A 15280-nucleotide genomic window follows, 5' to 3' on the forward strand; every position below is an offset into this window, starting at 1 on the left:
CTGCCAACACAGCGTGCCAGTGAGATTGATCAACTGCTACCGCATCAGTGGGTGCCGGCCTGAGTCACGCAAGGTGACTTCGGCAGACGCTTACTCGGATACTGCCTTTCTGCGACAGGCAGCAATCGGCCAAAAGCGAACGGTCAGCCCCTTTTTTTAGAGTGTGGTTAAATTTCCAGCCAGAAACGAATATCAACGACCAGCTACTTACAACTACTGGCACTTTTCGGGAGGCACACTTGGTGTCGCAATGCCATTATGCGCAAGAAGTTGCGCACTAATTTTTCAAAACAGCCTCCAATATCGCTAAGTGCCAAGCCCGCCGTGGCCTCCAGCCGAGTGCGCAAGAAGTTGCGCAGTACTGCGCAACTTCTTGCGCACTTTAGGAGGTGATTTCCCTCCAAGCGCACCCAAGCGCTTGAAAAACCTCGGTCATCCCCCCCGGTTTACTTGGCCCTCAACTTTTCTGGCACGGACCTTGATAACAGTCAGGCACCCACCGGGCGATATCGCCTCCCGGGCACCCTAACTTTTAGCAAGGAGCACATCCATGGCTACACCAGCGTACATGTCCGTCACTGGCGAAAAACAAGGTCTGATCACTGCCGGCGCGTTCACCGCCGACTCGGTTGGCAACACCTACCAGGAAGGTCACGAAGACCAGGTCATGGTTCAGGCTTTCAGCCACGACGTCATCATCCCGCGTGACCCGCAATCCGGCCAACCTACCGGTCAGCGCGTTCACAAGCCAGTTGTAATCACCAAGGTCTACGACAAGGCTTCGCCACTGCTGCAAGCGGCCCTGACCTCCGGCGAGCGCATGAGCGAAATCGTTATCCAGTGGTATCGCACTTCGGCCCAAGGGACCCAAGAGCACTACTACACCACCAAACTGGAAGACGCGATCATCGTCGCCATCAACAACAAAATGCACAACTGCCAGGATCCGTCGAACTCCCACTTCACGCACTTGGAAGAAGTACAGTTCACCTACCGCAAAATCACCTGGACCCACGAAGTATCCGGTACTTCGGGTTCCGATGACTGGCGTCAGCCAGTCGCTTAATCGCGGCTGAACGCTTCACGCATCGGCCAGCTCTGCTGGTCGATGTTGTTTGCGCACTTCAAGAATTCTAGCGTCCGCCAGCGCCCTGCCCGGGTGCCGCGTACGCCGCAGCACTGCACGAGGAACAAGGGATGTTCGCGCCGGCCAATCAGACTCACTTTGCCCTGACTATTGAAGGTCTGGACAACGATTTCCAGGTTCTTGCCCTGCAAGGTCGGGAAGCCATCAGCCAGCCTTTTGTGTTTGAGGTGGAGCTGGTCAGTGAACAGCCGTCCCTGGACCTCGAAACGCTGCTGCACAAACCGGCCTTTTTGCAGCTCTCGCCTGACGGCAGCGGCATTCATGGCCAGATCTATCGCGCCGCCCAGGGTGATTCCGGCAAACGCCTGACCCGCTACGCGGTGACCCTGCGCCCGCAACTGTCCTACCTGGCACACCGCATCAACCAGCGCATTTTCCAGAACCTCAGCGTGCCGAAAATCGTCGGCATGGTCCTCGAAGAGCATGGCATCCAGGGCAACGCCTACGAATTCAAGGTCGGGGCGATTTATCCCGAACGCATCTACTGCGTTCAGTACGATGAGTCGGACCTGCAGTTCATCCAGCGCCTGTGCGAGGAAGAAGGTATCCACTACCACTTCCAGCACAGCGCCACGGCCCACAAACTGGTGTTCGGCGATGACCAGACCGTGTTCCCGAAACTCGCGCCAGTGGCCTACCAGCAAGACTCCGGCATGGTCGCCAACGACCCGGTGATCAAGCGCTTCGACCTGCGCCTGGAAACCCGCACCAGCCGCACCACCCGCCGCGACTACGACTTCGAAAAACCGCGCATCACCCTCGAAAGCGAAAACCGTGGCGACGCCCTGCCCGACCTCGAAGACTACGACTACCCCGGTCGTTTCATCGACCGCGAACGCGGCAAGCATCTGGCCAAACGCGCCCTCGAACGTCATCGCAGCGACTTCCAGTTGGCCGAAGGCCGCAGCGACCAGCCGATCTTGGTCAGCGGCCACTTCCTGGCCCTGACCCAACACCCGAAAGCCAAATGGAACGACCTGTGGCTGCTCACCGAAATCCTCCACGAAGGCAAACAGCCGCAAGTGTTGGAAGAATCGGTGACCAGCAACACCACCGCGTTGAAGGATGACTTCCATCAAGGCTATCGCAACCGCTTCCAGGCCACGCCCTGGGACGTGCCGAACCGCCCGCCGCTGAACCACCCCAAACCGCGAATCCTCGGCAGCCAAAGCGCCGTGGTCACCGGCCCCAAGGGTGAAGAAATCCACTGCGACCAGTACGGCCGCGTCAAAGTGCAATTCCACTGGGACCGCGAAGGCCAGGCCGACGACAAGACCAGTTGCTGGCTGCGCGTCTCCTCCGCCTGGGCCGGCGCCCACTACGGCGGCATCGCCATCCCGCGCATCGGCATGGAAGTGCTGGTCACGTTCCTTGAAGGCGACCCCGACCAACCGCTGATCAGCGGCTGCCTGTACCACAAGGAAAACGTCGTCCCCTACGAGCTGCCGGCGAACAAGACCCGCAGCACCTTCAAGACCCTGAGCTCCAAGGGTGGCGGCGGCTACAACGAACTGCGCATCGAAGACAAAAAAGGCCAGGAACAAATCTTCCTGCACGCCCAGCGCGACTGGGACGAAAACGTCGAACACGACCAGAAAATTCGCGTCGGCAACGAACGCCACGACACCGTCGAGCAAAACAGCTACAGCGAATTCAAAGCCGAAGAACACCACACCGTCTACGCCGACCGCAAAGTCGAAACCCGCGCCAACGACCACCTCACCGTGGGCATGAACCAGCACATCAAGGTCGGCACCGGCCAATTCATCGAAGCCGGCCAGGAAATCCACCTGAGCAGCGGCATGAAAGTCGTGCTCGAAGCTGGCAGCGAACTGACCCTCAAGGGCGGCGGCAGCTTCATCAAGATCGACGGCAGCGGCGTGACGCTGAGCGGGCCGGTGATCAACATGAACTCCGGGGGTAGCCCCGGCAACGTCACTGGCGCAGCACCGTTGATGCCCGGCGTGCTGAAACAGGCCGACGCCGACACAGCCGGCCAGGTCCTGACCCCGGCGCAGATCAATACGTTGAAACGTAATGCACCGTTCTGTGAAGAGTGTGAAAAATGCAAGGCAGGTGCTTGTGCGATCTGATCTTTTGACCCCGCAGGCGTGGTTGGCTGAGCGTCCTTTGCAGACAGGCGAACGTCTCTACTTGATTGTCAGCGCCGCTAGTGATGCCGAAGCGCTGAAGACCCTTTATCAAGTAGAACCCACCACCCAAGTCACCCCGATATGGGGCGGCACACCCTACGCAGCCTGGCAACCGGTGATGCCCTACCTCACCGAAATAAAACCCAACTCGAACTTCCTGCCGTGGATCGCCGAAACCGACGCCCAGGACTGGGGTTGGCTGGCAGTGTCCCGCAGCACGCCTGACGTGGTGTTTGAACATCTGCGCAGTTTGACGCAAGTGAAGATGCCGGATGGGACGGAGGTGTTCTTCCGGTTTTGGGATGGGCGGCACATTTATCCGATTCTTGAAGGGTTGGGTGAAGCGGCCGGGGAAGTGTTGCCGGTGTTTGATCGGTATTTGATTAATGGCAAAAGTCTGGAAGTTGGGCCGAGGGTCGTGCCACCGGCGAAGGACTGGCCTTGGTGGGAGGTGCCGGAGGGGTTGTTGGATGGGCTCGCCAAGCAGAACCCGTCGACCCTGATCGGCAACCTGATGCAATGGCTGGGAGAGGAACGTCCAGACATCTACGCCGCTTACCCCGAGAGCAACCTGAAGCTGAAAATCGCACGTTTCGTGCGCAAGGCCGATGCTCCGAAAAATCTTAATGAAGCACTGTTAAACCACCTGATTCTGGAGCAAGGCTGATGGATCGCGTTGCCTTTATTGATGACCAACTGGCTACTTTCAAGGACAGTCTGAAACTTTATCGTGAACTGACCGAAAGCAATTTCGCCCAGTGGGTGGATAAAGGCCCGCAGTTCTTCGACAGACCAGCCATATTTGGAATGAACAGGACCGTCAAACTCGGGACCGAGAACGCGACTGTCAGTATCAACGATAACGACTTCTCTACGGTTGCCATTTGCCCAAAAGACGGCCGGCTGCTGATCGAGAGCAAATTCGTCTCGGTTAACGATATCCCGGTAGGCAACATTACCGTCGATGTCACACCGACGGCCGGCGGGGCTTCAAAGCCCGTCACGCTTGATGAGCAAGGCAAAGGTGTCTACAAGGGAATAGCAGGGGAAAAATACTACGTCCGCGTTCAGAGCCAAGTCACTAAGGAACAGGTTAACGACTTATTTGGCTCCTACGACAACCTGACGCAGCAGTTGCAAACCTGGCTGGATGGTGAATGGAAAAACTACAGGCCTCTATGGCCCACCGAGACACTGTCGACAGCCTACCTGGCGCAACTCAATGGTGCTGCCGCTGGAACCTGGGATGCAATCAAGGGTGCATTTGACGGTATTAAGCGCATATTCGAGATCCTGAAGGATCCTCAAGCATTTGCGCATGAGCTAGGCCAAAGTGCCACTGACCTGATCAAACTTGCAAAAGAAACGCCAGCAGCCATGGAAAGGCTCATGTTGCTGGCAAGTGATCAGGCTGCTCTATTTTTGCTGCTAAAAACTACGGCTCTCTGGCTTATTCAATTGCCACCTAGCGTGGCCGTAGGCAAATTCTCCGAGCAAGCAGCTAGCGTACTGGTAACCATCCTTATCGACATCGTATTGGCCTTGGTGTTGACGTATGCGGCCGCAGGTTCAGGCATTGCCTATTTGGGCGTTCGCCTTGCGAACTACGGTGCAAAAATTCTTGAAACTGTAGTCGGTTTTGTAAAAGCCGTCTTCAGGATTCTTAAAGCCTTCATTGAATCTATTGATAAATACAAGAAGGTCGCCGCCCGTGCAGCCGTTGGAGCCTTTGAAAAAGGCAAAGTGAAAATTGGTTGGGGCAGGCAGGATCACGCCAAAATTCGCGAGCACGAACACGCCGATGACCATTCCAAGCAATCGACAAATCCCGATGAAAAAAGCGCTACCTGCGCCAAGAAAACCTGCACAAACAATTGCCCGGTTTCCATGGTTACCGGTGAAGAGCTACTGACGCTGACCGATGGTCAGCTCCACGGACTGCTACCCTTCGAGTGGACTCGCCTTTACCGCACCAGCGCCGCGGAAATTGATTGCGGTCTCGGCTACGGCTGGAGCCATGCACTTGCCCAGCGGGTGGACATCAAGGACGATGAGGTAGTCTGGACCGACCACGAAAATCGTATCACCACGTTCCCGTTACCGAGTGTGCAGCGTCCGGCGATCACCAACAGCCTGTCGGAAGCAGCGATTTTCCTTGGTGATGATCCCTCAGAACTGATCCTCACCCAGGCCGGCGAACGTGCCCAGTTCTACCACTTTCGCTACAACAGCAAAGGCGCGACGCTGATCGCTATCAGCGACAACTACGGCAATCGCCTGCACATCACCCGCGACATTCACGGGCGTATCAAACGAGTCGACAACGGTGCCGGGCGCGCTCTTCTTATTCGTTACGACCGCAAACATATCGTCGCCATCGATTACCAGCAGTTCGTCCCCGCTGACAACCTGGAAAACGCCTGGAGCACAATCCAGAACCTGATCACCTACAGCTACGATGTCCAGTACCGCCTGATCGAAGCGAAAAATGCGGCCGGTGAAGCCGAGCGCTACACCTATAACGACCAGAACGTAATCCTGGAGCGCCGCCTGGCCGGTGGCGCCAGCTTCTACTGGGAATGGGAAAAGGAAGGTAAGTCGGCACGCTGTATCCATCACTGGGCCAGCTTCTCGCAAATGGATGCGCACTACGTTTGGGATGATAAAGGCACCGTTACGGTCACGAACGCCGATGGTAGCGAAGAGATTTACACCCATGACGATCAGGCGCGTTTGGTGGCCAAGGTCGATCCGGACGGGGCCGAACACCTCAAAGTCTATGACGAAAAAGGCCGATTGATCGCCGAAAAGAATCCCCTCGGCGCGGTCAGTGAATATCAATACGACGCCGCCGGCCGTTTAGCCGCGGTAATCCCACCGAAAGACGCGCCGACGGAGTACGAATACAGCAACGGTTTTGTCAGCGAAGTCCGTCGTGACGAGTCGATCTGGAAGTACCAACGCAACAATCAGGGCGATATCACCCTGCAGATCGATCCCCACGGCAATGAAACCCATTACAGCTACGACCGCCAAGGTCGCCTGCTGGAAATTCGTTACCCCGATGGCAGCCGTCATCAGTTGGGTTGGAACAACCTCGGCCAATTGCTGGAAGAACGCTTGCCCGACGGCGGCCAGCGTAAGTACCGCTATGACGCACTTGGCCGGCAGATCACGCGCCAGGAAGAAAGCGGCGCCATCACCCACTATCAATGGGACGCCGTTGATCGTCTGACGCAGATCACCCTCCCCGGCGCCGCCACCCGAGCGTTCACCTACAATCCTTATGGTCGCGTCACCGCCGAACGCGATGAACTCGGTCGTGTCACACGCTACGAATACGCCGATGGCCTGCACCTAGTCAGCCGCCGAATCAATCCGGACGGCAGCCAATTACGCTACCGCTACGACAATTCGCGCCTGTTACTCACCGAAATCGAAAACGAACGCGGCGAGCACTACCACCTCGATTATTACGCCAACGGACTGATCCAGCAGGAAACCGGATTCGACGGGCGTCGCACGGCCTATGAATACGACCTCAATGGCCAGTTGGTGAAGAAAACCGAATTCGGCGATGACGGCAGCGAGCTAGCCACTGAATACCAGCGTGACGCCGCTGGCCGTTTGCTGGTGAAAACCCTGGCTGACGGCGAAGAGATTCACTACAGCTACGACGCGCTTGGCCGTCTCGTGAATGTCGACGACGGTAACTGGCCACTGGCGTACGAATACGACCTGCAAGACCGCCTGATCACCGAGCACCAAGGTTGGGGCACTACGCGGTACGAGTACGACACCGTCGGCCAGTTGAAACACTGCCGTCTCCCGGACGGTAGCAAGCTTGATTATCGCCACCAGCGCGGCGGGCAGTTGAGCAGCATCGACCTTAACGGTTCGCGCCTGACCACTCATCAATTTAACGCCGGCCGTGAACAACAGCGCCAACAAGGCCTGCTGCTCAGCCAATACCAGTACGACGAACAAGGCCGCCTGCAAGCCCACAGCGTTAGTCAGCAGGATCGCAACCTGTTCCAGCGTCGCTACGCCTACGATGCCAATGGCAACCTCGCCGACATCGACGACAGCCGCAAAGGCAGCCGCAGCTACCACTACGACCCGCTCGACCGCCTGATCAACGTCCGTGGCAGCACCCCGGAAAGCTTCGCCCACGACCCCGCCGGCAACTTGCTGGGACAAGGCGATCAGACAACCGCGAACCTGGCCAACGTCAAAGGCAATCGCCTGCTGATGCAGGGCGACCGCCACTACGACTACGACGCCTACGGCAACCTGACCCGCGAACGCCGTGGCACCGGACAAAAACTCGTCACGGAATACCGCTACGACTGCCAGCACCGCTTGATCGGCGTCAGCCTGCCGGGCGGCAGCACCGCAAGCTACAAGTACGACGCCTTCGGCCGCCGTATCCAAAAAACCGTCGACGGCAGCACCACCGAATTCCTTTGGCAAGGCGAACGCCTAATCGCTGAAAGCGCCGACAACCGCTATCGCACCTACATCTACGAACCGGGCAGCTTCCGCCCGCTGGCAATGCTCGACGGCGAAGGCCCGCTGAAAGCAACGCCGTTCTACTACCAACTCGACCACCTGGGCACCCCGCAAGAACTCACCGACTACAGCGGCGAGATCATGTGGTCGGCGAAATACCGCGCCTACGGCAACCTCGCCGCACTCGACGTTACTGAAATCGACAACCCGTTGCGTTTCCAGGGGCAGTATTTCGATGCCGAGACGGGCTTACACTACAACCGCCATCGCTACTACAATCCGGGGACTGGACGGTTTCTGACACCGGATCCGATCAAGCTTGCGGGTGGGTTGAACAACTACCAGTACGTGCCTAACCCTACGGGGTGGGTGGATCCGTTGGGGCTGGATACTTGTCCTGGTGCGGATGGATGTAAGCCAGACTTCGACGCCGATAACGCGACAACAAAACCGGCGGTCGATGAAGGCCAACCCGACACTCCTGATGCAGGACGAAAAGCTCATCAATTCAACTCATTCCACGAATACAAAGTCCCTGAAAATCTGTACCTAAAGAGCGACAAAGTACAATTCAACAGAGCTAACAAGGACTTAATAAACAAGCTCAATGGCGATCCAGCATTTAGAAAAAATATGTATAGTCGAAACCCAGATCTAAAAACTTGGGTAGATGATCCCAAACGGAACATGGGCTCTAGCCCGACAGGCTACACTTGGCACCACAACGAGAAGCCTGGCGTGCTGCAGCTTGTTCATCGGGCGGACCATGGCGGCGAACACTCTGTATATCACCCAACTGGCAAAGGCGGACGAGATATATGGGGTGGGGGCCGAGAGGGGCGCGAAGGGAAAATCAAAACGGAATAATTGGAGCACTGATATGAAGCACGATCAATCTATCAAGATAAATGACCTGATCGACTCCTTAAAGGCTCAGAAAAAAGAGCTAACCTATTGTGTTTATGGGAAAGGATCATCGGACCAAGCGACGCTTGAAACCGACTGCGTGATTGCTGAATACTCGGAGATCACCGATGACGACGAAGAAATTTTTCCAAAGTACATCACTCAAAACAATCTTGAGTTTTGGTTTACCGACGAACTCTTGGAGGATGTTACATTCAATGCACTGAAGCAAAAAACATCTGCTACAAATGAGGAAATACTAAAAGCCATTAAGCATTATAATGAGCACGACAGCTTCATAAAACTATGAAAAATAGCACGCGAAAATAACCCCGCTACCTTTTTGCTTGATGAATGGGAGTGTATCTAGACAAGATTCGGAAATTGCTCCGCCGAAACGATAGGCTCCCATAAGCTTGCACGCTCCCACCGTCGCCAAGAAAAGGGGGGCAGAGTTATTAACTGCGCGGGAGTCTGACATGAAATTCGACTGGAGTTCTTTCGGGGCTGAACAAGACTCCTCAGAGGACGGCGATACGATTACGCAAGTACAAAATAAGTTACTTGGCGTAGTTTTTCCAGATTCATACTTGGCCTTGGTAAAATATTCCGATGAGGCCTCTCCAGAAGTATCGTCATTTCCGTATGGGAACGAAGCTAGCTGTATAAGCGAGTTCTTTTCGTTCTCGCCTGATGCGACTCCATATACCATTTCATGGGAGGTAGGTGTTGGAAGCCCCCCAGGACTTCCCAACGGAATGGTCCCTATAGTGTTGGCGCCGACGGCAAATTGACCCAGTTGCCGAGTTGTCACTGACCCGGTCTGTTCCTAGCGAACCATTGCCTTTGCTGAGTTTGTTTAAATTTGGAGGTGGGTCAGTCCTACGTCAGCATGTGGGTAAATTCGGCATTGGCGTCAACACTTATAACGAAATTAAGGGCACCGCACCGGGACTGGATGCTCATCACGTCGGGCAGAAAGCGCTAATGAAAGAGATGATTTCTGGATATGATCCAGCTACAGCACCGTCAATTTTCGTTCCTAAGGTAGGCCATATAATCAAAGGTCCAAATGGTATTGTCTCTCGGAGCACTGCAGGACTGGCAAACCCACGACAGGTTCTTGCACGTGATATTCTTGAACTTCGACGAGTTTATAAAGATGTTTCGAATAAACAACTACAAACCCTGATAAAAATTAACAAATACGCCTACCCTTGCGCGTTTTCCAAGTGAGTAGCTATCAAATGAACACGAAAGACTTTGTAATTGGACTCAAAACGACAGTTGTAGAAGAGAATCTTTCTATTTATAAAGATTTATTTTCTAGCACCTCTATCAAAGATGTGACCAACGAGTACTGGAAGCGGGCATTAACCCTATTCAACTCATTGCCTGCCGAACAACGAGAAGTTTTCTTTGAGGTGATTAGGCAGACAATGGTGGATACGACCTCAAATATTCTAGGGGTTATCGACGGAGTCAGCATAATGAATAATGAAAGTGATGAATTCTCGCTCACGTATGGCGACGATAAAAAATCACTCTCTGGTGATTTGCAGAGTTTATTCTTAGCAGAAGAAGAGGCGGTATAAAATATCTCGATTTTATATTGGCGATGTGTTGGGCAAACGTGATAGTTTGAATCGAAAGTGAATCACTCGTTCGAACAAAACTACGGACTCACTGAAGTCAACCGCTCACGTATCGCTGGCGAGTAGGCACTAGCCTTTGGGTTTACCTAGTTGAGTTGAAGTGCAATGGCACTCCTCTGCAGCTACTTCCGGAGTTGCCATCCACAAGCGTCAGCTTGGGCGCGCAGGTTAGTGGTGAAATCAGAGGCGATTCAATGCCTCGCCCACGAGTCTTGTGAAGTCCCCCTACATCGGCTTTACCGAAACCACTTCCACAAACCTGAATTTCTTCTTGGCCGCCTTGGTAGCTTCTTGCTCTGCTAGAAGGGTACTCAGCGTATCCGCCTCATGGAACATTTCGTGCGTCTTGCCCTCAAATTCATTACCCACTCGTAGCGTTACCCTCAACCTGGGCGTGAACGCTTTGACGACCTTCTTTTTCTCCACTGCCTTTGTCGGCGGTATGATCGCTATACCCGAGAGGGTGTCTTGCACAGGTAAGGCAGTAGCCTGCGCAAGGTGCTCTGCAACACCGAACAGCGCTCGGCGCATCTCTTCTTCAGTCAGTTCTTCGTTCATGCAATTTCTCAGAAGGGTGTTATCTCCAAACGTCCTGATTCTAGCAGCATGACCGATCTCTACAGCTGTGAATTTCTGGGACAAAAACCTGAGTCAGCCCTGAATCGATGGCGATAGGACCGGCCAATTTGGTTCGCTTGTGCGCCATACGGCTGGCCGATGATATGCAGACGTTCGCAGAGGGCTGATATCGGCCAAAAGCGGACGTTCACAAAGGTCCATTCTTAAATCGGCCATTCAGAAAAGTTATTAGAACGGCGTGCTGGAAAAGCCAAATTGGCAAATTATGGACAAGCTTAGCTTCAAGCGGGAATAAGCTCCTTAAATACAAAGTCCATGAATTGCCTAGCTACCGATCGTTGATCCTCAACATTGTTGCCTTGCCAGGTATGGTGAGTGGGATTTAGCACTAACCGCCATTTATCCGCTTCTTGAGCAACTTGCATGGATATCCTAGAGTGGATCAGCAATCGATCAGCTCAACCTTTTGGCACGGTGTCATATAAGTAATTAGTCTTTACCAGTTCGCTAGTGCCCGCCTTCCCTCGCGCTGTCTCAGATATCAAAAAAAGGTTCTTCCGAGCCCTAGAGCAAATTACATAAAGTAGCTTTTTGGCGCTGTCGAGCGGCTTGGGATCTGCCCAATGCGGAACCAAGCCCTCAAGCAGGGAAAAAGCGATCACATTGTCAAACTCAGCGCCTTTGATGCCATGAATTGTTGAAATTGTAATTCCCGACCTAGGCCGAAAAGCTCGTTTGAAGTTATCAATACCCTCGATCAACTCTAAACCGTCACTTTTGGCGCGCGCTATCTTTTTATGGGCAGTCTCAAAAAACGATAGATAATGATTGTGTAGACCTGGATAAGTATCAAGTAAAGGTATTCGAATCAGCTCAAGAAATTTCTGGAAGTACTGTTCGAGATATTGCATCCCGTTCTGTTCGGTGAGTTGAATAGCGTTAAGCTCCTTCAACAGGCTTTTCGGAGTGTGACCGCACTTGATTCCCTCGTCAGCGAGCGCATCTACCACCTCTGTAGCCCACCGAACCCTTCTCAGATACATGTCCGGTGCAGGATCTGATAAACATATACGGCTTACTTTATACCAAAAATTGTCAAGTTCCCTTCCAAATGGAATCATGCCTGGACCATCGAAACTACATTCAGGAAGCCTGCTCATTAACCGCCGGGTCATGGCTGCCAATGACTGCCACTGCGGACCGATAATGCAAATTTCCTCCGGGCGAATCCTTTGCTCGTACAGGCTATGGCGAATCAACCGCTCAACCTCGTCCTCCAGATGGTTCGCAGAGATCGTGCGGTCATAGCAAACCACACTGTGATACTCCTTATGCTCGGAACAGGCGGTTATCGGCCCGGGGTGCAATCTATAGTTGGTAAAATACTTAACGATTTTTGTCGATGAGCGGTAATTGTAGGAAAGCGAGAGGCTCTCAATTGAAAGGAGCGATTTTTGTTTAAAATCATCGAACGCGATGGCATATCCACCGAGGCTATTAAAAATGGCTTGATCTTGATCGCCCACAATAAATGCTCGTGTCTGGTCAGGGCGGGAAGAAAATATACAGAACAAAATGAGATATTGTATTTCTTTAGTGTCTTGATACTCATCGAGCAATACGATACTAAACAAGTTGCTAAGATTCTTGGCGATCAGAGGAAAACTTGAAATTAATTTGTGCGCAAAAAACAGAATCAGCTCAAAATCAATTTTCCTTTCTTGCTTCAAAATTGCAAAGTAGCGTCTTAAAACATCGCGCACGTTTGCGTGCTTTTTGATATCAGAGCATAAAAGCGCTATTTTTCCGTCAATAAAGTGATAGCCACAGTCATACGTTTTTATTTTTGGATAGTTTGTAGACTTGCAAAGCTCCTCCAGTAATGCCTCTGCATCCGGCTGATTGATGATTGTGAATCCGCTCTCCAAGCGTGGCTCATAGATCGCGTAAGGCCGGATAATCCATTCCAGGCAAAACGAGTGTATTGTACCTATCCAGAGTTGTGCAGTTACTAGGCCCAGACGCTCCACGCGTTCAAGGATTTCATCTGCAGCCCGATGAGTATAGGTGATGGCTACGACGAATTTGCGGTGGTCATCAATTTTCCAGAGCTCTGTGGCAACTTTATAGGTAAGCGTTTTTGTTTTTCCGCTTCCCGGGCATGCCGTTAAAAACACGCTGCCCGGATGGTTGATGGCCGCAAGCTGTTTGTCGTCAAGGCCCGCACTTGAAAGGTCCATCATTTTAAATGCCCAAGAAAGTTGCTAAGACTGAGTCCTCACTTAGCAGATCGCCAAGTGAGTCCGTCAAAGTGGAAAACGACAGGCTGCCTGCCTCATACTGGACTAATAACTCCTTAGCTTGAAGGGCGTAGTTATAAAATTCCTCATAGTAATTTTCTGTGGTCAGGGTAACGATTCGATACTTCAATATCTTGATTTTTGTCTTGTGCGGCAGTTCTTCACATGCGCCTAAGACAGACTCGAGAATGTACTCAGGAATATTCGTCGCCCGGGTAATACTATCCGCTAGCAATATGGCGAACCAACCTTTGCCGAGGTGATTGGCCATCGTCAGGATTCTTTTTCCAGCCACCCCAATCTCAGCATCCTCTAGTTCGATTTTCGCGGTGTTACGCGTAGGCAGGTCAGTATAAACACGGTCGACAACGCTTTTAACCTCATGGGTGTTGTTAGCCATCAGGAAATCGACTTCAAAGGTATGTTGTGCGTAGTACGTATTCAGGTAGGGGTTGTCTCGGCCGAAATTTTCCAGACGTGTCCTTCTCGTACGGCCTGATTCTGCTGATCCCGCTACTTTCAACTTATATGCCCTAACGGAGCTACTGTCAGTCTCAAGTATGTCAGTCCCAGTGATAGCCATGTCCAGATCAGTAACGATACTGCACCTGCGACGGATCCGAGAGGGGTGGAATACGCAGGCAATGTTTTCAAAGCCTGTACTACGGATATTAATCAAGCTTATGCCCAGCTCGTCGAGGCTCACGCCGATCACCTTCTTCACTAAAGCCGGAATCATAAACTCCTCGGCATCGCCCTCAATCAATATAACTCCGCGTGCGAATAAGAGGCTGCTACGTGTCGCATCAAGGTAGCGTTGAAGATGGACAATTTCTGGATGTGTGAGTGAAACTGAAGGTTGGTAGGATTCGCAACGGAAACCCTTACGGGCAAGGATATTCACGCTTTCGATGTTACTGACTTCTGCTATTTGGGTCGAGTGAGTCGAATAAATGATCTGGGTGTTGCTGTAGTTTATATTGTCAAACAAGGTTTTCTGAATGTGTGTATGAATATGGGCTTCTGGCTCTTCTACCAATAGAAAGTTGGCGGCGGTTTCACGTTGTTTTTGATACTTGAACTCCAGAAGTTTCAGAGTCAGATAGATGAGGTTGGCGCCGCCCAAGCTCAGCTCTGAAATGTCTCCAGCGTAATTCTCATCTGTTTCGCCGACAAAAAGTTTCAATGATTGAAGTAGTTTCTCTGCTTCGCTTGGTAAATCCGATCTGATATGGAGACTCGCCGGAGCGTATGCGTCACCGGCGGTTTCGCTTATTGTCGCCCTAATATCACCCCTGACATCTTGAACATCTTGGAGTGCCTCAATATCTAAGTTTAATGTTTTTACGGTATTGGTTATGGTCTCATATTTGGTTTTGTCAATTTCTTGGCTTTTGCGTGTCAGCAAGTTAAGAAGCGGGTTTTGACGGTTACCGTTGAAGTCGGACACCACATCCCTTAACGCTTTGACGAAAGTGAACGAAACCTCCTTGGCAACCGAAAGCTGGTGAGGAATCTTGCTACCGATCAGCTTCGAGTCGAGAGCGGGAAACCAGACGGCGTCGAAGTCACCGACGATCTCCCGATAACGCGCTGGGTCAGTGAAATCGACGTCGCTTCGTCCTGTAAACCAAACTTCATAGTCGTCAATGGTCATTGATTCCTGCAAAGTAGCGAGTCCGGCTTTGTCACCCGCTGAGAGTGCTGACAGTTTAGTTCTGATGTACGAGTTCGGACGGAAAATCAGGTTGTACGTGGCCTTTTTAATCGCGTTTCCGGAGACAATTGCACCGTGATGGACAAACAACGATTGAAGGGATTCGTCGGTGCTAATGTCATCAAACTCGAGGCTGATGACTATCCAATGTCCTTTCCATGAGGTCTTCTTTCTGAAGAAGTCGCCCTCAGAGAGCTCGTGTGCCGCCCTGTAGATATGAATCGCCCCTAGTTTCGTAGACACCTCCAAGCCTTAAAATGAGGCCCATTAGGAGGTGCCATGAGCAACCAGCGTTATCCCGAAGAATTCAA

At 52.5% G+C, this 15280-nt stretch carries 10 protein-coding genes; 7 read left to right on the top strand and 3 right to left on the bottom strand.

Annotation, left to right across the window (positions count from 1 at the left end):
- Positions 1-550: 550 nt before the first annotated feature.
- From FBY04_RS31735 to FBY04_RS31765, 7 genes are all read left to right on the top strand, one after another.
- Positions 551-1066 carry an Hcp family type VI secretion system effector gene (locus tag FBY04_RS31735; protein WP_054051032.1) on the top strand — a complete coding sequence of 172 codons (516 nt, stop codon included), beginning with the start codon at positions 551-553 and terminating at the stop codon, positions 1064-1066.
- A gap of 131 nt (positions 1067-1197) precedes the next feature.
- Positions 1198-3240, top strand: a complete 2043-nt coding sequence (tssI, locus tag FBY04_RS31740; RefSeq protein ID WP_145319573.1) for a type VI secretion system tip protein TssI/VgrG — start codon at positions 1198-1200, stop codon at positions 3238-3240.
- Positions 3230-3967: a DUF4123 domain-containing protein gene (locus FBY04_RS31745; RefSeq protein WP_145319576.1), complete on the top strand. Its 738-nt coding sequence runs from the start codon at positions 3230-3232 to the stop codon at positions 3965-3967. The genes tssI and FBY04_RS31745 overlap by 11 nt, the downstream gene beginning before the upstream one ends.
- Entirely contained in the window at positions 3967-8679 is a 4713-nt protein-coding gene (locus tag FBY04_RS31750) for an RHS repeat-associated core domain-containing protein (protein ID WP_145319579.1), read from the top strand. Before FBY04_RS31745 ends, FBY04_RS31750 begins: the two co-directional genes overlap by 1 nt.
- A gap of 13 nt (positions 8680-8692) precedes the next feature.
- The gene (locus FBY04_RS31755) at positions 8693-9028 is read left to right on the top strand and encodes a hypothetical protein (protein ID WP_145319582.1); all 336 of its coding nucleotides are present in this window, start codon (positions 8693-8695) and stop codon (positions 9026-9028) included.
- 536 nt (positions 9029-9564) lie between these two features.
- Positions 9565-9954 carry a hypothetical protein gene (locus FBY04_RS31760; RefSeq protein WP_218571668.1) on the top strand — a complete coding sequence of 130 codons (390 nt, stop codon included), beginning with the start codon at positions 9565-9567 and terminating at the stop codon, positions 9952-9954.
- 11 nt (positions 9955-9965) lie between these two features.
- Positions 9966-10313, top strand: a complete 348-nt coding sequence (locus FBY04_RS31765; RefSeq protein WP_145319585.1) for a transposase — start codon at positions 9966-9968, stop codon at positions 10311-10313.
- A 285-nt stretch (positions 10314-10598) separates the two neighbouring features.
- Here the strand turns inward: FBY04_RS31765 and FBY04_RS31770 are convergent, their stop codons facing one another.
- From FBY04_RS31770 to FBY04_RS31780, 3 genes are all read right to left on the bottom strand, one after another.
- Positions 10599-10931 carry a hypothetical protein gene (locus tag FBY04_RS31770; protein ID WP_145319588.1) on the bottom strand — a complete coding sequence of 111 codons (333 nt, stop codon included), beginning with the start codon at positions 10929-10931 and terminating at the stop codon, positions 10599-10601.
- A 479-nt stretch (positions 10932-11410) separates the two neighbouring features.
- Positions 11411-13195: a UvrD-helicase domain-containing protein gene (locus tag FBY04_RS31775; protein ID WP_145319591.1), complete on the bottom strand. Its 1785-nt coding sequence runs from the start codon at positions 13193-13195 to the stop codon at positions 11411-11413.
- A 1-nt stretch (position 13196) separates the two neighbouring features.
- Entirely contained in the window at positions 13197-15212 is a 2016-nt protein-coding gene (locus FBY04_RS31780) for an ATP-dependent endonuclease (RefSeq protein ID WP_256667219.1), read from the bottom strand.
- Between the last annotated feature and the right edge of the window lie 68 nt (positions 15213-15280).

The organism is Pseudomonas sp. SJZ080 (assembly GCF_007828295.1).
In the GTDB taxonomy this organism is placed as follows: Bacteria; Pseudomonadota; Gammaproteobacteria; order Pseudomonadales; family Pseudomonadaceae; genus Aquipseudomonas; species Aquipseudomonas migulae_A.

Bases quoted from the DNA above. Each gene is read 5' to 3' on its own strand.
- FBY04_RS31750 (WP_145319579.1), top strand. From the start codon at position 3,967: ATGGATCGCGTTGCCTTTATTGATGACCAACTGGCTACTTTCAAGGAC.
- tssI (WP_145319573.1), top strand. From the start codon at position 1,198: ATGTTCGCGCCGGCCAATCAGACTCACTTTGCCCTGACTATTGAAGGT.
- FBY04_RS31765 (WP_145319585.1), top strand. From the start codon at position 9,966: ATGAACACGAAAGACTTTGTAATTGGACTCAAAACGACAGTTGTAGAA.
- FBY04_RS31735 (WP_054051032.1), top strand. From the start codon at position 551: ATGGCTACACCAGCGTACATGTCCGTCACTGGCGAAAAACAAGGTCTG.
- FBY04_RS31770 (WP_145319588.1), bottom strand. From the start codon at position 10,931: ATGAACGAAGAACTGACTGAAGAAGAGATGCGCCGAGCGCTGTTCGGT.
- FBY04_RS31755 (WP_145319582.1), top strand. From the start codon at position 8,693: ATGAAGCACGATCAATCTATCAAGATAAATGACCTGATCGACTCCTTA.
- FBY04_RS31775 (WP_145319591.1), bottom strand. From the start codon at position 13,195: ATGATGGACCTTTCAAGTGCGGGCCTTGACGACAAACAGCTTGCGGCC.